20 protein-coding genes are annotated in these 19,350 nt (G+C 49.0%); 5 read left to right on the top strand and 15 right to left on the bottom strand.

Annotated elements, in window-relative coordinates:
* Positions 1 to 347: 347 nt before the first annotated feature.
* The 6 genes from JRJ22_RS15600 to JRJ22_RS15625 all read right to left on the bottom strand — a co-directional run bounded on the left by JRJ22_RS15600 (position 348) and on the right by JRJ22_RS15625 (position 6,411).
* On the bottom strand, positions 348 to 905 hold the full coding sequence (locus JRJ22_RS15600; RefSeq protein WP_054940911.1) for an outer spore coat protein CotE: 558 nt from the start codon (positions 903 to 905) through the stop codon (positions 348 to 350).
* A 377-nt stretch (positions 906 to 1,282) separates the two neighbouring features.
* The gene (locus JRJ22_RS15605) at positions 1,283 to 2,317 is read right to left on the bottom strand and encodes an HD-GYP domain-containing protein (RefSeq protein WP_232380858.1); all 1,035 of its coding nucleotides are present in this window, start codon (positions 2,315 to 2,317) and stop codon (positions 1,283 to 1,285) included.
* A gap of 209 nt (positions 2,318 to 2,526) precedes the next feature.
* Complete coding sequence (locus tag JRJ22_RS15610; protein WP_206100423.1) at positions 2,527 to 3,516, bottom strand: aromatic acid exporter family protein; 990 nt, start codon at positions 3,514 to 3,516, stop codon at positions 2,527 to 2,529.
* Between the two features lie 95 nt (positions 3,517 to 3,611).
* Positions 3,612 to 4,433, bottom strand: coding sequence for an ABC transporter permease (locus JRJ22_RS15615; protein WP_206105157.1), 822 nt, complete (start codon positions 4,431 to 4,433; stop codon positions 3,612 to 3,614).
* Between the two features lie 11 nt (positions 4,434 to 4,444).
* Positions 4,445 to 5,224, bottom strand: a complete 780-nt coding sequence (locus JRJ22_RS15620) for an ABC transporter ATP-binding protein (protein ID WP_206100424.1) — start codon at positions 5,222 to 5,224, stop codon at positions 4,445 to 4,447.
* Between the two features lie 173 nt (positions 5,225 to 5,397).
* Positions 5,398 to 6,411 (bottom strand): ABC transporter substrate-binding protein, encoded by a 1,014-nt coding sequence (locus JRJ22_RS15625; RefSeq protein WP_206100425.1) that lies wholly within the window; start codon positions 6,409 to 6,411, stop codon positions 5,398 to 5,400.
* A 381-nt stretch (positions 6,412 to 6,792) separates the two neighbouring features.
* Between JRJ22_RS15625 and JRJ22_RS15630 the strand changes: the two genes are divergently transcribed.
* Complete coding sequence (locus JRJ22_RS15630; protein WP_206100426.1) at positions 6,793 to 8,520, top strand: alpha-amylase family glycosyl hydrolase; 1,728 nt, start codon at positions 6,793 to 6,795, stop codon at positions 8,518 to 8,520.
* Here the strand turns inward: JRJ22_RS15630 and JRJ22_RS15635 are convergent.
* A complete protein-coding gene (locus JRJ22_RS15635; RefSeq protein WP_206100427.1) occupies positions 8,507 to 9,175 on the bottom strand; it encodes a hypothetical protein in 669 nt (222 codons plus the stop codon). The two genes, JRJ22_RS15630 and JRJ22_RS15635, sit on opposite strands and share 14 nt — an antisense overlap.
* Positions 9,176 to 9,344: 169 nt before the next feature.
* Between JRJ22_RS15635 and JRJ22_RS15640 the strand changes: the two genes are divergently transcribed.
* Positions 9,345 to 9,584 (top strand): hypothetical protein, encoded by a 240-nt coding sequence (locus JRJ22_RS15640; protein ID WP_036687997.1) that lies wholly within the window; start codon positions 9,345 to 9,347, stop codon positions 9,582 to 9,584.
* A gap of 106 nt (positions 9,585 to 9,690) precedes the next feature.
* Here the strand turns inward: JRJ22_RS15640 and JRJ22_RS15645 are convergent, their stop codons facing one another.
* Positions 9,691 to 9,828: a hypothetical protein gene (locus JRJ22_RS15645; protein WP_167347616.1), complete on the bottom strand. Its 138-nt coding sequence runs from the start codon at positions 9,826 to 9,828 to the stop codon at positions 9,691 to 9,693.
* A gap of 327 nt (positions 9,829 to 10,155) precedes the next feature.
* Between JRJ22_RS15645 and JRJ22_RS15650 the strand changes: the two genes are divergently transcribed.
* A complete protein-coding gene (locus tag JRJ22_RS15650) occupies positions 10,156 to 10,782 on the top strand; it encodes an FMN-dependent NADH-azoreductase (RefSeq protein ID WP_054940917.1) in 627 nt (208 codons plus the stop codon).
* A gap of 264 nt (positions 10,783 to 11,046) precedes the next feature.
* Here JRJ22_RS15650 and rsgA read toward each other — a convergent pair whose 3' ends face one another.
* From rsgA to JRJ22_RS15670, 4 genes are all read right to left on the bottom strand, one after another.
* Entirely contained in the window at positions 11,047 to 12,135 is a 1,089-nt protein-coding gene (gene rsgA, locus JRJ22_RS15655; RefSeq protein ID WP_206100428.1) for a ribosome small subunit-dependent GTPase A, read from the bottom strand.
* A 466-nt stretch (positions 12,136 to 12,601) separates the two neighbouring features.
* Positions 12,602 to 13,273: an HAD family hydrolase gene (locus tag JRJ22_RS15660; RefSeq protein WP_206100429.1), complete on the bottom strand. Its 672-nt coding sequence runs from the start codon at positions 13,271 to 13,273 to the stop codon at positions 12,602 to 12,604.
* A gap of 132 nt (positions 13,274 to 13,405) precedes the next feature.
* Positions 13,406 to 13,861 carry a DUF3939 domain-containing protein gene (locus JRJ22_RS15665; protein ID WP_206100430.1) on the bottom strand — a complete coding sequence of 152 codons (456 nt, stop codon included), beginning with the start codon at positions 13,859 to 13,861 and terminating at the stop codon, positions 13,406 to 13,408.
* Between the two features lie 154 nt (positions 13,862 to 14,015).
* Positions 14,016 to 14,615, bottom strand: coding sequence for a DUF2087 domain-containing protein (locus JRJ22_RS15670; protein WP_054940921.1), 600 nt, complete (start codon positions 14,613 to 14,615; stop codon positions 14,016 to 14,018).
* Between the two features lie 192 nt (positions 14,616 to 14,807).
* On the opposite strand from JRJ22_RS15670, the gene JRJ22_RS15675 reads away from it, so the two are divergent.
* A complete protein-coding gene (locus JRJ22_RS15675; protein WP_206100431.1) occupies positions 14,808 to 15,791 on the top strand; it encodes a YpdA family putative bacillithiol disulfide reductase in 984 nt (327 codons plus the stop codon).
* A gap of 20 nt (positions 15,792 to 15,811) precedes the next feature.
* A complete protein-coding gene (locus JRJ22_RS15680; RefSeq protein WP_054940923.1) occupies positions 15,812 to 16,255 on the top strand; it encodes a DUF441 domain-containing protein in 444 nt (147 codons plus the stop codon).
* Positions 16,256 to 16,347: 92 nt separating this feature from the next.
* Here JRJ22_RS15680 and JRJ22_RS15685 read toward each other — a convergent pair whose 3' ends face one another.
* The 3 genes from JRJ22_RS15685 to JRJ22_RS15695 form a co-directional block, all read right to left on the bottom strand.
* Positions 16,348 to 16,896, bottom strand: a complete 549-nt coding sequence (locus tag JRJ22_RS15685) for a hypothetical protein (protein ID WP_206100432.1) — start codon at positions 16,894 to 16,896, stop codon at positions 16,348 to 16,350.
* 1 nt (position 16,897) lies between these two features.
* Positions 16,898 to 17,311, bottom strand: a complete 414-nt coding sequence (locus JRJ22_RS15690) for a MerR family transcriptional regulator (protein WP_206100433.1) — start codon at positions 17,309 to 17,311, stop codon at positions 16,898 to 16,900.
* 169 nt (positions 17,312 to 17,480) lie between these two features.
* Positions 17,481 to 19,229: an ABC transporter ATP-binding protein gene (locus JRJ22_RS15695; protein WP_269751850.1), complete on the bottom strand. Its 1,749-nt coding sequence runs from the start codon at positions 19,227 to 19,229 to the stop codon at positions 17,481 to 17,483.
* Positions 19,230 to 19,350: the final 121 nt, after the last annotated feature.

A 19,350-nucleotide genomic window follows, 5' to 3' on the forward strand; every position in this document is an offset into this window, starting at 1 on the left:
TCCGCTGAATCCTTCTCGGCCTCGCTCCAATCACTATCCTCTAACCCCTTCCCGCCATCACCCAATCATTCCACCTCCGACTCCTTCCCTCAGCAGCACCCTTCATTCACCAACTCTAACCCAGCGCATCCTCATGGTTTCCATTACTTTTCCTTATTCCAGTGGCCACCGCCCCTTGCCAGCCTCAAGGTAACAGGGCACATCCACCTGTCCCCCTTCCCTTCAGATATTACCTGCACAGAAATAAAATTAAAAAAGGAGGGCATTCGCCCTCTTCGCCGCCGCCCTCTTTACATATAATGGACCATAACCCATCAGTATTCAGCCGGCGGCGGCGCCTTCCTTCCTTACAGCTCATCATCCAGGGCGTCAGGGTCCAGATCATCATAATCGAAGCTCTCACCATCGAAATCATAATCTTTGTCTTCCAGATCGTCGGCCTGATCACTGACATACACGCGGACCTTGGTCTCAGCCACCAGTTCCGCCTCAAATTCCCGTTCCACACGGAGCGTCACACTGCCGCCGCCTGGCGATACTCCCGCTTCCACACAGTTTGGTTCCTGCGTTGCCTCCGCAGAGACCTCAACCGTGGAAGCGCGGTGTCTCGGATCCAGGTATGACAGCGGAATAAGCTCCACGTAGGAAACCGTTTCTTTGGCTACCTCGGTTTGCTTGTTTTTGTCATACGAGTACCAGATGTTTACATCGTAAGTACCAATTACTTCGATTCCGTTCCCGGCGGCAACCGCTTCGTACTGGTGGTTAATGATCCAAGCCCCCAGAATACTAGTCGGATGATGTGGCGGAGTCACGGTATGGGTTGCGGTAGAGAACTTACGACCTTTGCCGCAAATTGCCTTCGTAATGATCTCCCTTGTTTGACGTTTATGGCTTAATGACATCTTTGAACCTCCTCCATACAATCATTCACTATCAAGTGTATGCACGTTCTGGGCATTTGTTGATTGTTAGAGTAGAAATAAATTTGGGTAAGCCCTCCATCCGCCCCGTTATAAGATTCATAGTTCATTTTATTGCTGAAATCACGCAGTTATGATACATAGCTTAAATGGTTTTACCAAGAGGAAACCGCTTTGCAGGCCTTTTTGAGATGGAGCCCGTTTCTGCCAGAACTATATAAGATGAACTTCAGATAATACTTATATAGAGGGTAAATGTATTACTTATAAATCCTTATATTTATATAAAAAAACATCAGCACCCCCATTCCAGGGAGCGCTGATGTCTATTTAACCTTCAATTATGCTGCCTCAATGTATTACTGCGGAATGACCCGAACAATCCCCAGATCCCGGTGTCTGCTCAGATCAATGAAATCCTCCTCAATGTTAACGAGCGGACGCAGCGGGTCATGGGCGAGAATCAGGATGATTTTACCGACACGGCCGTCTGTCAGCTCTACATCATTCCCTAACATGGATTGCATCAGCTTATTAATAAAGACACTGCAAATATACGGGTCAAGCTTACCGAATGTATTATCCTCCATCTGCCTCAAAACCTCATATAACGGCGCTGCAGGTCGGTAGAACCGTTCGGAGGTCATGGCATGGAAAATATCAGTTACCGCAACAATTTTGCTAAAATCGGTAATCCGGTGTCCAAGTACGCCGAAGGGATAGCCGCTGCCATCCATCCGTTCATGATGCTGCAGGGCCACAAGTGCCTGTTGATGGTTCGTACCTACGGTATCTCTGATCAGTTCATATCCGAACGTAGTGTGCTTCCGCATCAGCGCCATTTCTTCCTCATCCAGCGGTCCGGCTTTAGTCAGTATTTCCGATGGAATCATAATCTTCCCGATGTCATGCAAGGTTGCCGCGATGGTCAGCATACCCAGCTCTTCCGGCTTAAGCTTAAGCCATTTACCGAGGAGTGTAGACAGAATCCCGACAGCAACATTATGTCTATATGTATAATCGTCTTTTGGCTGCAATGCAGCCAGTATTCCAAAGAAATCGTTCTTCTCGCTGACCTGCTGGATAAAAGGAATAACTTCATTTCTAAGCTCAATCATCGGTAGACGTTTGCTTTTGTTATAGCGCAGCTGTTCAAAAATACTCTCCATTGCAGCAGTACAATCATCTACAGCAATCTGGTAAAAGGTCGCACTATCCACCTGAATGACATCCTGAGGCTGAAGCATAATTCTATGCTGGCTGATCAGACGGATATGGTCACCGGTTAATAGTGTCTTCGCGGGCAGTACAAATACACCCTTATAATTGAAAAGATTGTCTACGAGCTGCTTGCCGACATATTGTTCATTATTGATGTTGTTAATTGTTCTCACCTGCCAGAGCAGAAATTCACGTGAGCGAACGATCTGCAGAATTGAACTTCTTCAGCCCTAATGCTTCTAATAACAATAACAATTAATCGATTTAACGGAACAAAAACTGAACGGGGAATGATTCAAGCTCACTTTTTGTTGCTATATATCTTATCGTTATTTTACACAGTAATGTGAATACCTGTCTCTGAATTCCTACTATGTATGTATTACCAATTGCCCTTGAAGGAGGACAGCCGATTCACCGGCTTCACTTCAACCGGAACTTTATGGCGTTTGGCAATTTTTAAGTACAGCGCCAGCTCACGGCATACCTGCAAAATCGCAGAACGGACCTCGAACTCCTCCCGTGTATCCGGAAGCTCCATCTGCTGGAACTCCTGCTCGACTCCCTCCAGCAGCCGTTCTGTCCGGCCTGTGTATTCCTCAGCCAGCACGTCCCCGCTCAATTGGTCGAACAGCTCGGCCACCATGTCCCCATGCGGAAGCTGCCTGTAGACCTGGGAGAGCAGCTGCATCATATTCTGGATCGATTCCAGCTGTTCCTTGCGCATATAGAAGTACACATTCCATGCTTCGTCCGGATGGATCACATGATTCTCCATTTCTCGTGAGGCCGCTGTCAGTCCCCGCTGCACTGCCTCATTCGCACCGATCAGCTCCTTGCCGTCCCACAAATAGGAAGGATCACGCAGCGTTGTAGCCATCTGTTTGAAAATCACTGAAAAGTACCCGTCTACCTCTTTACGGATACCGGATATCACACCCCCAGTCTCCGGCATATAAATCAGATTCACAAGACCGGCCGATCCGAGTCCGATTGCCAGCAGTTCGATCTGCTGGAGCAGGACATGCATCGAAAGCTCAGCTTGTCCAAACACGCGGAACACGATAACAGAGCTTGTTACAATCCCTTCCTTGAAGCCCGACTTGACGATCATCGGAAAGCCGAAGAGCACGTAAAGCCCCAGCACCCAGTAGTGAAAACCCAGCACATAAAAAAGAATACAACCTATTAAGAGTCCCACTAACGAGGCGGAAAAACGCGCCGTGATCGTTCGAACACTCCTTTTACGCGTTGTTTCTACCCCGAGAATCGCGAGCAGGCCGGCACTTTGCGCATTAGGTATACCCGCGGCGGCTGCCAGCAGAATGGACAGCAGCGTGGCAGCCGCTGTTTTGATAATCCGAAATCCCATGAAAATACCTCTCCTTGAATGGTTTGCTTCATTTTGCAGGGTAAGATATAGACATGGTACAAGATTTTGCAGGGAGACACAATATGACATAAGTTTCAAATCCTCGACAATAGCAGCTTCTCCACGTACACGACCAGCTGATACATTGCTGTAGCAACTGCTGCAATAATCAGCAGGCTCGACATCACGAGCGTAAAATTGAACACCTGAAAGCCGTAAATGATCAGATAGCCGAGTCCCGATTTGGCCACCAGAAACTCGCCGACAATCACTCCTACCCAGGACATGCCCACATTCACCTTCAATGTAGAGACAACTGTAGGAAAAGATGCCGGAAGGATCACTTTGAAAAATTCCTGCACACGCGATGCCCCGAACGAACGCACGACCTTAACCAGATTGGGATCAACACTGCAAAAGCTGTTATAAACCACCAGCGTAGTAATGATTACCGTAATGGATAAAGTGGTGACCACTATCGCAGTAAAGCCAGCTCCGAACATCACGATGAAGATCGGCCCGAGGGCCACTTTCGGCATACTGTTGAACACAACCATATACGGGTCAAGCACTGCCGATAAAAAGGGGGACCACCAGATGATGACGGCAAGCATTGTGCCGAGCAGGGTTCCCAGCACGAAACCGACTACCGTTTCTCCTACGGTCATCCCTAAGTGCGGCCACAGGCTTCCGCTGACCATATCCTCCCAGATTTGCCGGAAGACCTTAGTCGGATAGCTGAACAGCAGCTCATCGATCCAGCCCAGCCTGGCTCCTGCTTCCCACACAAGGAAGAAAAGGACTAGCAGACTGCCACGCACGGCCATAACCCTGCTGCGCCACTGCCGTTTATTCTTCTTATAATCCTGATGCTTCTGCTGCAGCCACAGCTCCCGGGGAGCCGGATGCTCATACATTTCGTCCGATTTCACGGGCTTTCCCTCCCAGCCAGCTCCATTTCCTTCCATACCTCATGAAAAAGCTCTGCGAACCCGGGCAAATCCCTCGCATATAGAGGAGGTGTGCTGCGGATGTCTGTAGGCACCTCAAAAATTCTGCGGATCCGCCCCGGATTGCGCTGCAGCAGGATTACTCTGCTGCTGACAGCGATCGCTTCGGACAGATCATGGGTCACTAGAACTGCTGTCGTGCCGCGCCGGCGCAGGGTTTCCGATACCAGATCCTCTAATTGCAGCTTGATCTGGTAATCGAGTGCCGAGAAAGGCTCATCCAGCAGCAGCAGACCCGGATCCGTCGCCAGTGTGCGCACCAGTGCTACCCGCTGGCGCATGCCTCCGGACAGCTGGGCCGGGTAGGCCTGCTCTTTGCCTGCAAGGCCCATGTCCGCCAGAAGCTCCAAGGTTTTTGAGCGGGAAGCAGCATTCAGGTTTCCGGTCAGCTCCAGTCCAAGCAATGCGTTATCCAGGATGGTCCGCCACGGGAACAGATAATCCTGCTGGAGCATATACCCTACCTCGGGAGAGGGTCCCTGGATCAACTGTCCGCAGACCGAGACTTCCCCCCGTGAAGGCTGCAGCAGCCCGGCGATGATGGACAGCAGCGTCGTTTTCCCACAGCCGCTCGGCCCAACGAGGCTGACAAATTCGCCCTTTTCCACATCCAGATTTAAGTCCTCGATGGCAAGAGAAGCCTCGCGGTCACCCAGATAGGCGTGCGTTACTCCCTTCAATTGCACAACTGGAAGCATATCAGCCCCTCCTAAAAGTTTTGTGAGCATCTGCTTCTTCGAATAGCTTCGTACAAAACTCGCTTCGGAAGCATACACTTAGTTTTGTGAGCATCTGCTTCTTCGAATTGCTTCGTACAAAACTCGCTTCGGAAGCAAACGCTTCGTTTTGTTAGCTGCAGCATCCTTCCGGATCACTTGGCTGCTCCTGATTTAATGCCCGCTTCAGCCTTCTCAGCAAAGCTGTTATCGACGATTTTGCCAGCCGGAACCCGTTCCTGCAGTTCTCCGGCATTCTCGATCACATCGAGCAGATTGTTCCATTCCTTGTCATCTATAACCGGATTTACTGCATAAGTGTCCTGTTCCTTGTAGCGCTTAATCGCAGAGATGACGATATTCCGGTCCGTCTTATCAAAATACGGCAGCACTGCATCAGCAATCTCTTCAGGACTATGCTCCTTCACCCACAGCTGCGCCCGCTGGATCGCGTTTGTGAATTTTTGTACGGTGTCGCTATTTTTATTAATGTAGCTTTTCTTCGACATAAAGACTGTGTACGGCAGATATCCGCTTTCTACACCAAACGAGGCGACTACTGAACCGCGCCCTTCACTTTCAAAAATCGATGCCTGCGGCTCGAACAGCTGCACGTAATCACCTGTACCTGAGGCAAACGCACCGGCGATATTGGCAAAATCAATATTTTGGATTAGTGTGAGATCCTTCCCGGCATCAATGCCTTTGTTCAGCAGGGTAAACGCACCGGCCATCTGTGGCATCCCGCCTTTTCTTTGTCCAAGGAAGGTTGCCCCCTTCAACTGGTCCCAGCTGAATTCACCTTCTGCCTTGCGGGCGAACAGGAATGTGCCATCCCGCTGGGTCAGCTGTGCGAAATTGATTACCGGATCATCAGCCCCCTGCTGGTACACATAGATTGATGTTTCCGATCCAACCAGTGCCACATCAATGGCTCCGGAGAGCAAGGCAGTCATTGTTTTGTCACCGCCCGGAATGGTCTGCAGCTCGACATCCAGCCCCTCATCCTTGAAGAAGTTCTGCGATAAAGCCACGTACTCAGGCGCATAAAAGACAGAACGGGTAACTTCGCCGACCTTCACCTTTACCGCAGCTGACTCTCCGCCGCAGCCCGCGAGCACTGAGAAACACAAGATGATGATCATGAGCGCCAGTATCTTGTTTTTCATCCTTCATTCTCCTTTCTTCCCGGGTCTCTTGCCCTTATCTAAAGCATATGCACATGCCTATGGAATGGTTAAAGCTGTTAAATAATATCGTTTGCGCATAATTACAGCTATAATCAGGGCTTGGTTAACCAATTTCCAAAGGACAGCAGGCTTGAACAAAGACTTACGTAGTCATAATTGGATTATATGGAAGTAAAACAATGTATATAGACGAATTACTCAGATTAATATATGATTTTGGACTTATTTATCTATATTTGTTACTTTTAAGGGTGTGCAAACGTTTTACCTAAAGCGATTATTCCACTACTATAGTTATTAAAACGCTTACCAAGATACATATTTATTATTGAAGAAATTTATTAAAAGGGGTTATTGCAAATGAATCTTGAACTTACCCGGCTCCCGGGACGCTGTATTTGGTATTCTTTGGCTGTGACCGGGCTTGCTGCCGTTGTCTTGGCCGGCTGCTCAAATGACGGTCAGGACAACTTAAATAACAGCAGCCAAACCGCTGTATCCAGCCCGCAGGTTTCACCATCCCCTAGCTCCGCTTCAGCCGGGCAATCACCGCAGACAGCTGCAGCATCCGGCACTGCTGTGGATGAACAGCCCTCCACCGTTTTTTATGAGGTTTTCGTCCGTTCCTTCAGTGATTCTGACGGAGACGGTATCGGCGATCTGCGCGGGCTTACCGACAAGCTCGATTATTTGAATGACGGAAATCCTGATACTACAGACGATCTGGGTATCGGCGGGATCTGGCTGATGCCGGTTAACCCGTCCCCCAGCTATCATGGTTATGACGTCACCGATTACCGGAGCATTAACCCGGACTATGGGACACTGCAGGATATGCAGCAGCTTGTGAAGGAGGCTCATAAACGGGGAATTAAAGTCATCATGGATCTAGTTGTCAATCATACTTCTAAGGAACATCCATGGTTTGTGGAATCCGCTAAGAAAAAAGACAGCAAATTCCGCGACTTCTATGTCTGGGCAGAAGATCAGAACCGTCAGGTTAGCGGAACCAGTGCTGCCGGCAGCGGAAATCCATGGCACTCCCTGCTGGGCAGCCATTACATGGGCACTTTCTGGGATGGAATGCCGGATCTCAATTTCGACAATCCGGAGGTTCGGAGCGAAATGGAGGATATCGGGAAGTTCTGGCTGACACAAGGCGTCGACGGCTTCCGTCTGGATGCGGCCAAGCATATTTATGAAGACCTTTTATCTGACAAAAGCGCTGCTACAACAGCAAAGAACGTTGCCTGGTGGCAGGAATTCCGCAAAGCGATGAACGAGGTCAATCCGAAAGCCTATATCGTAGGAGAAGTATGGGAGAACTCTGCGGTTTCTGTTGGTGCCTATTTGGATCACGCCTTTGATTCAGGCTTCAATTTTGGCCTGGCCGAGACGCTGGTCAATTCCGCCAAGACAGAAAAAGACAGCGGGGTTGTTTTTACCCTGGAGCGTACCTATATGCTGTATTCACAGATTTCCGGGGGCAGCTTTACAGATGCTACCTTTCTGACCAATCATGATCAGAACAGGGTGATGAGCCAGCTCGGGAACAATCCGGACCATGCCAAAATGGCTGCAGCAATGCTGCTTACACTGCCTGGTAATCCATTTATTTATTACGGGGAAGAGATAGGCATGCTGGGCCAGAAACCGGATGAGGGGATTCGTGAGCCGATGCAATGGTCTGCGGACGGGAAAAGCAAGGGTCAGACAACGTGGGAGCAGAGCAGCAATAATAGCGGCAATCCGGGAGGTGATGTGGAAAGCCAGCTGCATGGCAGTAACTCACTACTGGACTGGTACCGCCAGCTTATTGCACTCCGGAGCAGTGTACCGGCGCTCCAGAATGGAGGAATACGTGATTTCGTTTCTGGAAATGAGGGGATTATGGCCTTTGAACGTATTACAGCCGGACAGCAGGTGCTTGTGGTCCTCAATTTGACAGGCAAGTCCCAAACACTTTCCCTTCAGAACGGTGAAAAGGGCTACTCCTATTCCAAGGTCTTAAAAGCCCTTCCGGGGGAAGCGAAACTAACAGGAGATACGCTCACACTTCCACCGTATACAACAGTCATTCTGGAGTAACTGCATGCGAAGAACATAACATCCACTGGCATAATGCGGAGCATAATTCTGCTCTGGTGGCAGGCATCGCAATCATCCAATCTTCAGTGGACACACTGCTCATCCGGAGCAGCCAGCCGCCGCCGGCGTCTTCAATATAACAGGCATGCTGTAAGGTCCAGCCGCTCTTGCTGCGGGAACAAAGCTTTAATTCTCCGTCCGCAGTCCGGCTTTTTAATACTCTGGCGAGCTGTACGGAACTTTCCAGATCGCCTGTCTCTGCAATCAGGCATTCTGCTAAAAAATACAAGGTGTATGAATCGGCCTTCGCCTTCAGCTCCTCGAATCTCCGTTTGGACATTTGCAGAGCAGGTACATTCGTGGGTACTGATTCCGTATAATCAAAACAATTAAATAAGTAATAGCATGCCCGCTTCACTTTTCCGGGCTCTGTAAGCTCATAGCCGAAGGAGTCCGGATCGTGAATGCTGTAAATATACGTCCGTTCTTTATGTACTTGCAGGCAAAGATCATGGGTATAGTCTTCCTCACTGAATTTCAACCGACATATTCGTTCTGCAGATGCAGCCTTTTGCAGTAACTCCGATACTTCCTTCCCCTCCGTAGCTTCAGGGAACAGAAAACGCCCTAAATATGCCTTCTCTTTTTTATTCACAGCCTTATTTCCTTCCCGGATTCCCAGGAGTACAGGAATCTCCAGCAATAAAAAGCTCCAACCTACTAAACTCGTAATCTTTATGTTATCATAAGCTAATTTTAAGGTAAAATTAAGAAATGAAGGGTATGATCATAGCATGAAATACTTGTAGCGAGGTGATTTCAAAATGAGAATGCTCATCACATTTCAGAACAAGCTGGTACCGGTTTACTTCACTACAGAAAACAAACAACCTACACAAAAGGTGCTCCGGCTCCTGAACAGTACACTTGAACTCAAGATCCAGAAGGGTAAAAGCGCTCTGCAGAAATGTTTGAATTCACTAATCAGTATCGAAATTAAAGGCTCTGAAGCTATATTGCACAGTTACAGTGAAAATGATTCACTCGCGTTATCCCTCTATTAATAGAGGGTTTTTTTTTTGCGCAAAAAAAAGCACGATCTCTCCTTACTCAGAAAGAAGGTGCTCCGCTCTATATGTTGGCCGAGTTGCTGTACGTCAGCGGCAGGCATCAGCTTATCCGGTGGTTTTTGTTTTCTTCCTTTTCAGCCTTCTGAATCCGCAGTTTGAACAACTTCACCAAATTCAGCCGTGTCTGCTCTTCGTGACAGTTGTCCAATTTCTTAATGATAAAGCGGTCGATGGACATGTCATTCGCTCCTTTTCCAGATTCTTTTACCTGAAAAGCGGTTAGAAAATTATTCCCTTCCCCCTTGTAACACCTATATAACCGGGACCCGGGAACCTTAAACTCAGCCCAAAAAGGCAAATTTAGCCGGGGTCGGCTCATCTTCACTACATATTGATGTTCTGTTTCATATTGATTCCATGCAGCTGAAGATATGGTAGTCCCGCAAAGAAAAGGGGATTGGTGTCGCTAAAAAAAATTTTTGTTTCGACGGATATTTACAAACTAAATATTAAATGCTATATTATCGATAGTTAATAATAAATATATATTTAAGGAGAAATCATAATGTCTAATGTACTTTTTATCAAAGCAAATAACCGTCCTGCTGAACAAGCTGTGAGTGTTCAACTTTACAACGCTTTCCTCGCCAGCTACAAAGAGTCCCACCCGGAGGATCAAATCACTGAGCTTGATCTGTTCGCTGAACAACTTCCTTACTACGACAATACCCTGATCACTGGTATCTACAAAGCAGCCCAAGGATACGAAGCAACCCCTGAAGAAGCTGCCGGTGCTGCACTTGTTAAGAAATATCTGGACCAGTTCGTTGCAGCTGACAAAGTTGTATTCGGATTCCCGCTCTGGAACATGACTGTTCCTGCTGTACTGCACACATACATCGACTACTTGAGCCAGGCAGGTACAACATTCAAATATACTGCTGAAGGTCCAGTGGGTCTCCTCACCGACAAAAAAGCAGCTGTTCTGAACGCCAGAGGCGGTATCTACTCCGAAGGTCCTGCTGCAAGTGCAGAAATGGCTGTCAACTTCGTTAGTGGCCTCCTCAACTTCTGGGGCGTTCAAGATATCACCAAGGTGATCATCGAAGGACACAACCAGAACCCGCAGCAATCCGCTGAGATCATTGCCAAAGGTCTGGAAGCTGCCAAATCTGCTGCAGTATCGTTCTAATACAGCACCAGCGTTAAAGGTCCGGTATGCAGTTTAGAAATTAGCTTTTTCATCAGGCATATGTGTTATAGAAACCGGACTTTTATTTATATATAGCAAAGACACAGCTCCCGTGGGGCGTGCCTTTGCACATAAGAAGGCCATCAGAAACCTGAGCAGTCAGCTGCAGGGTTTTTGATGGCCTTCTTCTATTTCATGCGCTAGTGGTCAATGAAATCCTGTCTGCTCGTGTTTCCTTTTTTCGACCGTCGGCAACATGCCTAATCAATACTCATCTAGCACCCTCTGCCATCCGGAATTACGTGTCCGTGGAGCTGCTTTTACTGCTGCAGCAGCCGTCTTCCGTTTTTGCTTTACCTCTTTGCTGTTTTGGTAACGCAGCTCCTTTTGGGTTTTGCGGTAGTTAAGCAGCCGCTTCTCCTCCAAGACACCGCTCGCTATGGCTTCAAGCACCGCACAGCCTTCCTCCCGCTCATGCTTGCAGTCACTGAAGCGGCATTCTGCCGCCAGACTGCTGATATCTCCAAAGGCAAGGTCAAGTCCGCCATCATCCTCCCACAGCTGCAGTTCCCGCATTCCGGGGGTATCGATAATAATCGCTCCATCCGGCAGGACGAACAGTTCACGGTGGGTTGTTGTGTGCCTCCCCCGGCTGTCCCCTTCTCGGACATCCTGCGTCAGCTGCAGGTTCTGACCGCTTAACCAGTTGACCATCGTTGACTTGCCGCAGCCGGAGGACCCGGTCAGCGCCACGGTCTGCCCGCTGCGGATATACGGCAGCAGCTCATCACGTCCGTCACCGAGCAAAGCGCTGACCGCATGAACAGGTACACCGGGCGCGGCCCGCTCCATCTCCGCAATTTTCTGATCAGCATCCTGGCACAGATCGGCTTTGGTCAGCAGGATTACCGGATTTGCTCCGCTGTTCCAGGCCATGATTAGATACCGCTCCATCCGCCGCACATTAAAGTCATCATTTAGTGCACTAACAAGAAATAAGGTGTCCACATTGGCAGCTACAATCTGCTCTACTTGCGTATTTCCTGCCACTTTACGCGAGATAACGCTGTGTCGGGGAAGTACACCATGAATAACGGCATATTCTCCGCCATCCTGTATTGCCAGGGTGACCCAGTCACCGATGGCCGGGAATTCTCCCGAGTCCGTGAGGGTATGCCGGAGCCGTCCGGCCAGTTCCCCCCAGGTTTCCCCCGTCTCCGTCATGACCCGGTATTTGCTTCCGAAATCACCGGTAATTCTGCCGGGAATACGTTTGTTGCCTTCCTGTTCCTGATGCTTCTCGCTCCACTTGTTTTGCCAGCTTTCATTCCATCCGTATTGTTCAATAGTCATTGTAGGTTGGTTCCTCCTGAATAGTTGTGAGTGATTTGATGCTGTTTTACGTCGTTCAGTTTTTCTTCCATCAGTTTTCCGGGAACACAAAAAGCCGCCGGAACAAATGGTTCCGGCGGCGGATTTCAGATCCAAAGAAATGAAATCATGTGATATAGGCATATCGAATACAGGAATTGTATCGGACATGCCAAACCACGCAAAAAAGCCGCCGGAACTCAATACGGTTCCAAGACGGCTCTAAAAGGCATCACTAGAGCTTACCCGCTAAGCTGCGTCAACATTACACTGCAGCCGCTGTTCCCGGAAGACACGTATCTACAACAGTTATTACCGATAACGAACGTACTGTATAAACTGTCATATAACATCGTCTCCTTCCGAACTAATATGCTGTAACTATAAACGCTCCTGCCGTAAATTGTCAACTGTAAGCAGTAAAAATTTTCTATACACAGGATTTACCCTAGATCAGATTTTTCAGCTCATCCAGTTCGTCGATCGTTTTCCATGGATGCGCATCCAGGTTATTATCCCAAGTATGATTACGTTTGAGCCAGACCGTCTCCATCCCAGCCTTGCCAGCCCCCCAGATGTCATTAACCGGATGATCTCCGATAAACAGCGTATGTTCCGCAGTAGTCCCGAGACGTTCCAGTGCCAGCCGGTAAATACCCGGATCAGGTTTGCTGATCCCGGCTTCACCTGAGATCACGATGGCCTTGAAATAGCCGCGTAATCCGAGCAGGTCGATTTTACCGTTCTGCAGATGCGTCTTTCCGTTCGTAACCAGGCCCAAGATATAGCCGCGGTCGCGGCAATAATCCAATGTCTCCACCGCATACTTCATGAGTGCCCCGTGGCTGGTGTAAGTCTCGTCGTAATATGCGCGGATATCCGCAGCTGCTACCTGCGTTTTCCAAGGGAGCACTTCACTAAGCTCTGCAAAAAATCCGTCTTTATCCCGGTAGCCGTCTGCATCCCGTTCAATTATATCCTCCACAACACGCTGAGCTTCCTCTGCAGACAAATGCCCCAGCAGATCCTTTACAAACTGCGTACTGAAGCTGCGGAAAGTATGATCGCGATCCATAAGTGTGTTGTCCAAATCAAACAGCAAGGCCTGCTTTTCCTTCATCCTATAAATCTCCTTCTCTACTGCAATTCTTGAGATTCATTGTACTATGTCCCCCCAAGCAAAGAAAAGACTGCCCTGCAGATAAGAAGTCCGGGACTTCATGCTGCGAAGCAGTCTTTCATTACGCTATATCTATTCAAAATGCTCCGGCCGGTGCGTCAGCATCATTTCTTCCTCAGTGATATAAAGCGGGAACGGTGGTGTTTCCTTCAGATATCGTTCAGTGTGCAAGAGACGGTAGTGTACTTCAGGCAGCCAGGCATCCTCAATAAGCGGCAGCTTACCGGTATCGCTAATGTAATTATCTACTGCAGATTGAACCATGTCCAGGTAATAAGGTACCAGCTTGTCAGCTTCCTCGAAAATTTCAAAGGTCTCACGTGACATATAGAACTTCTGCTGCGGTACTCCGCCTAAATATCGTTTCAGCCGCGAAAGATCAATGCTTTTATCCTCCAGAATCAGTGCGGTACGGTTAATCGGCGCAGGCATATCTTCTTCAAATTGCCTGACAGCCTGCTTAATCTGCGGCAAGGTCACTGTGATCGAATCAGGGATTGTATTTTTTTTAGCGCGTTTGAATATCATACTGAAAGTCTCCTCTCGTAGTATATGTCAGATAACGCTTACAATTCCAGTTTATTCGTTTTTCGGATATTTAATCAGCAGACCATTCAACTGTCACAAATTCTCCCCATCTATAAGATCATTAAGTGACATTTTTAAACAAGCAGCCTTTCCGTTATTTCACATTTTCCCAATGCGTCCACATCTCGGGTGGGTTAAGTTCGTATTTGTCGTTCTCCCGGTACATGAATTGATGCATAATAAACTCGCGGCGGATCGTAGCGAAGTCCTCATGGAACTGCTGGATGAACTCGTTGATCGACTTCTCGGTATACACGGTTCCCGGTTCCAGCTTCTCGACAATATACTGCAAGGCAATCAGCTTTTTTTTGTATTGTGCGGGAATCTGGCGTAGCCGTCCGTCTTTGGCAAAAAAGTTGCGCAGCACTGATTCCTTTAGGCTGTTTTCCGGTGACTGCTGCTCCATCTCCTCTGTTCCTTTGGAAAAAATAAAGTTCAGTGAAGCATTGGAGCCGGCCTTAATAAACTCGGGATTCATCTTAAAATACACGGTATTCTTGTCTCTGCGCTCCATGATCATCGAGGCTTCCCGCAGTTTAGCTGCATGATGGGTCACGGTCGGCTGTGACAGATTTAAGCGCTCTGCCAGCGCCTGTCCGTGGATCTCATCCCCTTTGGATAACAACAGCAGAATGCGGAGTCTGGTCGGATCGGATAACGCTTTATGGTAGTTCACAATTTTATCAAGCTGCACTGGGGTCACGCTCCTGTAGAGTTCATAAGCTTACAAATATAGATGAAATTTATTTAGATATATATCTAATTATATCTTAAGAATGAAGGCCCGGCAACTGCGATTCGTGATCTTTCCGCATAGATGGTGTAAAATTTAAATTTAAGGTACCATTTAGGATAGAAATTATCTTTCAGGAGGTCGCAGTTTATTATGAAAGACGTCATTATTATCGGAGCAGGTCCTTGCGGGCTCTCAGCAGCTATAGAGTGTCAGCGCCAAGGGCTATCCAGTCTAATTATCGAGAAAAATTTCATCGTTCATTCCATTTTTCTGTATCCGACCAGCATGCAATTTTTCAGCACAACGGCATTGTTAGAAATCGGGGATGTGCCGTTCACCTCGCCTAATGACAAGCCCTTCCGCCATGAAGCGCTGGTCTATTACCGCCGAGCCGCTGAGCAGCACGGTCTGGAAATCGCTGCTTATGAAGAAGCACTGAGTGTTGAACGCAAGGAGGACGGCAGCTTTACTGTACATACGGTTAACAAACGGGGCGTTCACCAGAGCCGTCAAGCTGCCAATGTGGTTATCTCTACCGGATATTTCGACCAGCCCAATTTAATTGGAATCCCCGGGGAGGAGCTCCCGAAAGTTACACATTATTTTGGTGAAGCCCATCCTTACACCGGAATGAAAGTGACAGTCATCGGCGGCAGCAATTCTGCTGTAGATGCAGCGCTGGAGCTTATGCGTGTCGGTGCATCCGTGGATATGGTCTATCGCGGAGCCAGCATTTCGGAGAACATTAAACCTTGGGTCCGGCCGATTTTTGAAAGCATGGTTACCAAAAAGAAAATCACACTCCACCTGGAGTCCCGGGTTACAGAAATTACGCCGGCTTCAGTTACCGTTACCAGACACAGCGGTGAAAGCACCGAGCTCGAAAATGATTTTGTGCTGGCCATGACCGGGTTCCGCCCCAGCCGGACGCTATTATCTTCCGCAGGGGTGCATATGAACGATGATTTGGATAAACCGGCATTCAATCCTGCCACCATGGAGAGCAACATCCCCGGTCTCTATGTCGCGGGAGTTATTGCTTCCGGCCGCAATGCCAACGAGGTCTTTATCGAAACCGGTCGGGGGCACGGCAAGCTGATCGCGGATCATATCGTTACAAAACAGCTTACTTAAGATAAGGAGTCCTCTTGTAGATGGATATCACCTCTCTGCTGCTGCTTGGCCTGGCGGCGCTCGGCGTTATCAGCAGTAATTCACCTATCACAATTGCCATGGTCGTACTGCTATTGCTGAGAGTGCTTGGGCTGCAGCAGACCTTTCCCTGGCTGGAAAAGTACGGCTTAACGCTTGGGATCATCATCCTCACGATCGGTGTGATGACCCCCCTGGCCAGCGGAAAAATCTCGCTTCAGAGTATCTGGCACTCCTTTTTTCACTGGAAATCACTGGCGGCCATCGCTATCGGGATGCTTGTTGCTTACCTCGGCGGGCGCGGCGCTGTGCTGATGGGCAGCCAGCCGACAGTTGTTGCCGGCCTGCTGATTGGAACCGTTCTCGGCGTAGCTTTATTCAAGGGAGTTCCCGTCGGTCCGCTGATAGCGGCCGGCATCCTCTCGCTGATTATCGGCAGGGGGTAAGACTCCTTGCTTCACATCACTGCAATGGCTGCCTTATTCGCTCTAGACGAGCAGGGGCAGCCTTTTCGCAGTTCACTTTTAATAACTCTGTATCAGTAATCCCCGCCTTCTACCCGGTACTGTTTCTCCAGCTCAGAACGGTAGTTCGGGTCATATACAATTTGCTTGGACGGAGTACAGTCGAGAAAACCGGGATTGCCTGATGGCGTCACCAAATCCGTCGGAGACCACACAGCCTCCTTTACTTTACAGACGACTTCTTCGTCAAGATGAATCTCCTCCGCCTCTGCACTTTCTGCTTCAACGATGCTTAGCGGGACCATAAGCCCCTCGCTCAGCTCACAGCTATGCTGATTTGTATAAGTGACAGTGATCCCGAGACTTACCCATCCGCAGTCTATCGGGTGCCGCGTATATATCTCCACGAGCCATTCATTCACCCGGGCTGGCTCAAGTAGAGTAAATCCCTCAGAGTTTTCTTTCAGAGAGCCACCACAGGCTTGCCCTTGGTAGACACCGGCCGGAAGCTGCAGCCTGACCTCAGCATGCTCCACTGCCTCCAGCGGACCGATTTGAATCCACAAGTGATTCAGACCCTCTTCATTCTCGATAGCTGATTTGGCAAAACGCGCTTTAATCATCCTATTGGCCCTCCTTTAGCATTCTGGCGATCGTTTCCTTAAGCTCTAACCTGAGCTCCGGTGTGATACGCGGACTTACTGTCAGCATCACATCTTCACTGACCACCAGCGTCTCACCCGACAGAATCTGCTCAGGCTGAAAAAACCTCAGACGTCCGCCAATCTTCGCTACCTCTTCCTCTGACAACTCCGCCAGCTTGGATTGAATCTCTGCCAGACTCTCCCCGCTCTTGGACAAGGTTAGAATAGCCCGCAGATGCATCAGATGACGGTCTGTATATACACGCTTATTTCCGGCAAGCTCCAGCGCAGGCAGCAGTCCGATCTGTGTGTAGTACCGCACGGTTCTCAGGTTCATAGCCGGTTCTTCCTGCTGCAGCAGTTCCGCCAGCTGTTTGCCGGTATAGGTATTCATTCCTCCCAGCTCCTCTCTGCTTAAGTTACAGTCAAATGTTATAGTTACACTTTACTGTAACCAAAGTATAAATGCAACCAAAAACGGCTCCCCAAGGACTCTTGAGGAACCGCTTATTATTACCATTTGCTCTATTCTTTAAGGCTGTCTATAGTTGTCAACTTTGCTGTCAGCCATCCAGCCGCTGGACATTGAATAACCGGGCATAGCTGCCCTCCAGAGCCATCAGCCCTTCATGCGTTCCGCGTTCAGTGATTTCCCCGTTCTCCAGAACAACGATCTGATCCGCGTGAGTGATGGTCGACAGCCTGTGAGCAACGATCAGCGTTGTACGTTCCGAGGAAAGCGACTGCAGCGACTGCTGTATCAGATGCTCTGATTCCAGATCCAGCGCCGAGGTTGCTTCGTCCAGGATCAGCACCTTCGGGTCTTTTAGGAAGACTCTGGCGATTGCCACACGCTGCTTTTGCCCCCCCGAGAGCTTCACTCCCCGCTCCCCGACCTCTGTGTCATAACCGTCAGGCAGCTGCATAATGAAATCATGGGCATTAGCCGCCTGTGCTGCAGAGATGATCTCTGCTTCACTCGCGTCAGGATTCCCGAACAGAATATTATCGCGTACGGAACCGCTAAACAGGAAATTATCCTGCAGCACCATCCCCACTGTCCGCCGCAGGCTCTCCTGGGTCAACCCTCTGATATCCTGCCCGTCCATCAGCAGGCGTCCCTCAGTGATGTCATAAAAACGGGGAATCAGGCTGATCAGCGAAGACTTGCCTCCACCGCTCATACCGACAAAAGCAACCGTCTGTCCCGGACGGATACTTAGGTCGATCCCCTTCAGCACCCAATCGTGCTCATCGTTGTATTTGAACCATACCTGGTCAAAATCAATTGCTCCTGCCGCATTCTTAAGCGGCTTCGCCCCCGGTTGATCAACAATATCATAGGGCTCCTCCAGCAGCTCCATAACCCGCTCCAGCGAAGCTGAAGCCTGAGTCAGGACCGTTGACGAGTTGATCAGCCGCCGCAGCGGCGCATACATCCGGTCGAGGTAGCCAAAGAAAGCGACAAAGGTGCCAAGAGTCAGATTTCCGTGGATGACCTGGTAACCGCCGTATCCGATGACCAGCAGCGGGGCCAAGTCTGTCAGCGTATTGATAATAGCGAAGGTTACCGCGTTCCAGCGGGTCTGGGCCATTGCTTTTTCCAGAAATTTACCGTTGATGCCCTCGAACTGCTTCTGATCCACACGTTCCATCGTAAAGCTGCGGATAATGGCAATGCCCTGAATCCGTTCATGCAGATATCCCTGAATGGCTGCCAGTGCCTGTGACCGGTCCTTGGTCAGCACTTTCAGGCGTTTGTATAAGGTGTTTACAGCAATGCCGTAAAGCGGCAGAACCGCAATGGATACGAGAGCCAAAACCGGATTGAGGTAGAACATGAATGCCAGCGCGATGACTAGCGTAAACATATCCAGCCACACATTCATCATTCCGACTTCGACAAGGTTTTTGGACTGCTCCACGTCATTAATGAACCGGGAGATCGCTTCGCCGACTTTCGTATTCTGATAATACCGCAATGACAGGCGCTGCAAATGACTGTACAGCTTATTGCGCATGTCGAACAGCACTCTGCTGGTGATCAGCTGGGCAAAATATTGGCGGTAATATTCTACCGGCCCTCTGACAAGGACAAACAGCACAAATGCGCCGCTGAGTACAATCATCAGCTTCGACACCCGCTCCGGGACAGTTAATGCTGAATTCGTCAGCAAATCATCAACCACATATTTTAGAATCATCGGCAAGGTCAGCGGAATACTGAATTTGATCATGCCGATAATCAGCGTCAGCACTATCCATTTCATATAAGGCCGGACAAAAGTATAATAAGATTTCCATTGCTTCACAAAAGGTTACGCCCTTTCTTTTCCCAAGCACGCTTGGATACTGTTGACATTTCCGCTCTACAGTGTTTTTATATTTTTAAGTCCATAAGTACGATTGCAGTACCCGAACTTCAGGAGGATA

The organism is Paenibacillus tianjinensis, from assembly GCF_017086365.1.
GTDB classification, from domain to species: domain Bacteria; phylum Bacillota; class Bacilli; order Paenibacillales; family Paenibacillaceae; genus Paenibacillus_AQ; species Paenibacillus_AQ tianjinensis.

Excerpts from the sequence above, each read along its gene's own strand:
- rsgA (WP_206100428.1), bottom strand. The coding sequence starts at position 12,135 with ATGACTATTGAACAATACGGATGGAATGAAAGCTGGCAAAACAAGTGG.
- JRJ22_RS15615 (WP_206105157.1), bottom strand. The coding sequence starts at position 4,433 with ATGTATGAGCATCCGGCTCCCCGGGAGCTGTGGCTGCAGCAGAAGCAT.
- JRJ22_RS15680 (WP_054940923.1), top strand. The coding sequence starts at position 15,812 with ATGGATATCACCTCTCTGCTGCTGCTTGGCCTGGCGGCGCTCGGCGTT.
- JRJ22_RS15600 (WP_054940911.1), bottom strand. The coding sequence starts at position 905 with ATGTCATTAAGCCATAAACGTCAAACAAGGGAGATCATTACGAAGGCA.
- JRJ22_RS15625 (WP_206100425.1), bottom strand. The coding sequence starts at position 6,411 with ATGAAAAACAAGATACTGGCGCTCATGATCATCATCTTGTGTTTCTCA.
- JRJ22_RS15610 (WP_206100423.1), bottom strand. The coding sequence starts at position 3,516 with ATGGGATTTCGGATTATCAAAACAGCGGCTGCCACGCTGCTGTCCATT.
- JRJ22_RS15640 (WP_036687997.1), top strand. The coding sequence starts at position 9,345 with ATGAGAATGCTCATCACATTTCAGAACAAGCTGGTACCGGTTTACTTC.
- JRJ22_RS15690 (WP_206100433.1), bottom strand. The coding sequence starts at position 17,311 with ATGAATACCTATACCGGCAAACAGCTGGCGGAACTGCTGCAGCAGGAA.
- JRJ22_RS15685 (WP_206100432.1), bottom strand. The coding sequence starts at position 16,896 with ATGATTAAAGCGCGTTTTGCCAAATCAGCTATCGAGAATGAAGAGGGT.
- JRJ22_RS15620 (WP_206100424.1), bottom strand. The coding sequence starts at position 5,224 with ATGCTTCCAGTTGTGCAATTGAAGGGAGTAACGCACGCCTATCTGGGT.
- JRJ22_RS15650 (WP_054940917.1), top strand. The coding sequence starts at position 10,156 with ATGTCTAATGTACTTTTTATCAAAGCAAATAACCGTCCTGCTGAACAA.
- JRJ22_RS15665 (WP_206100430.1), bottom strand. The coding sequence starts at position 13,861 with ATGATATTCAAACGCGCTAAAAAAAATACAATCCCTGATTCGATCACA.
- JRJ22_RS15645 (WP_167347616.1), bottom strand. The coding sequence starts at position 9,828 with ATGTCCATCGACCGCTTTATCATTAAGAAATTGGACAACTGTCACGAA.
- JRJ22_RS15675 (WP_206100431.1), top strand. The coding sequence starts at position 14,808 with ATGAAAGACGTCATTATTATCGGAGCAGGTCCTTGCGGGCTCTCAGCA.
- JRJ22_RS15630 (WP_206100426.1), top strand. The coding sequence starts at position 6,793 with ATGAATCTTGAACTTACCCGGCTCCCGGGACGCTGTATTTGGTATTCT.
- JRJ22_RS15660 (WP_206100429.1), bottom strand. The coding sequence starts at position 13,273 with ATGAAGGAAAAGCAGGCCTTGCTGTTTGATTTGGACAACACACTTATG.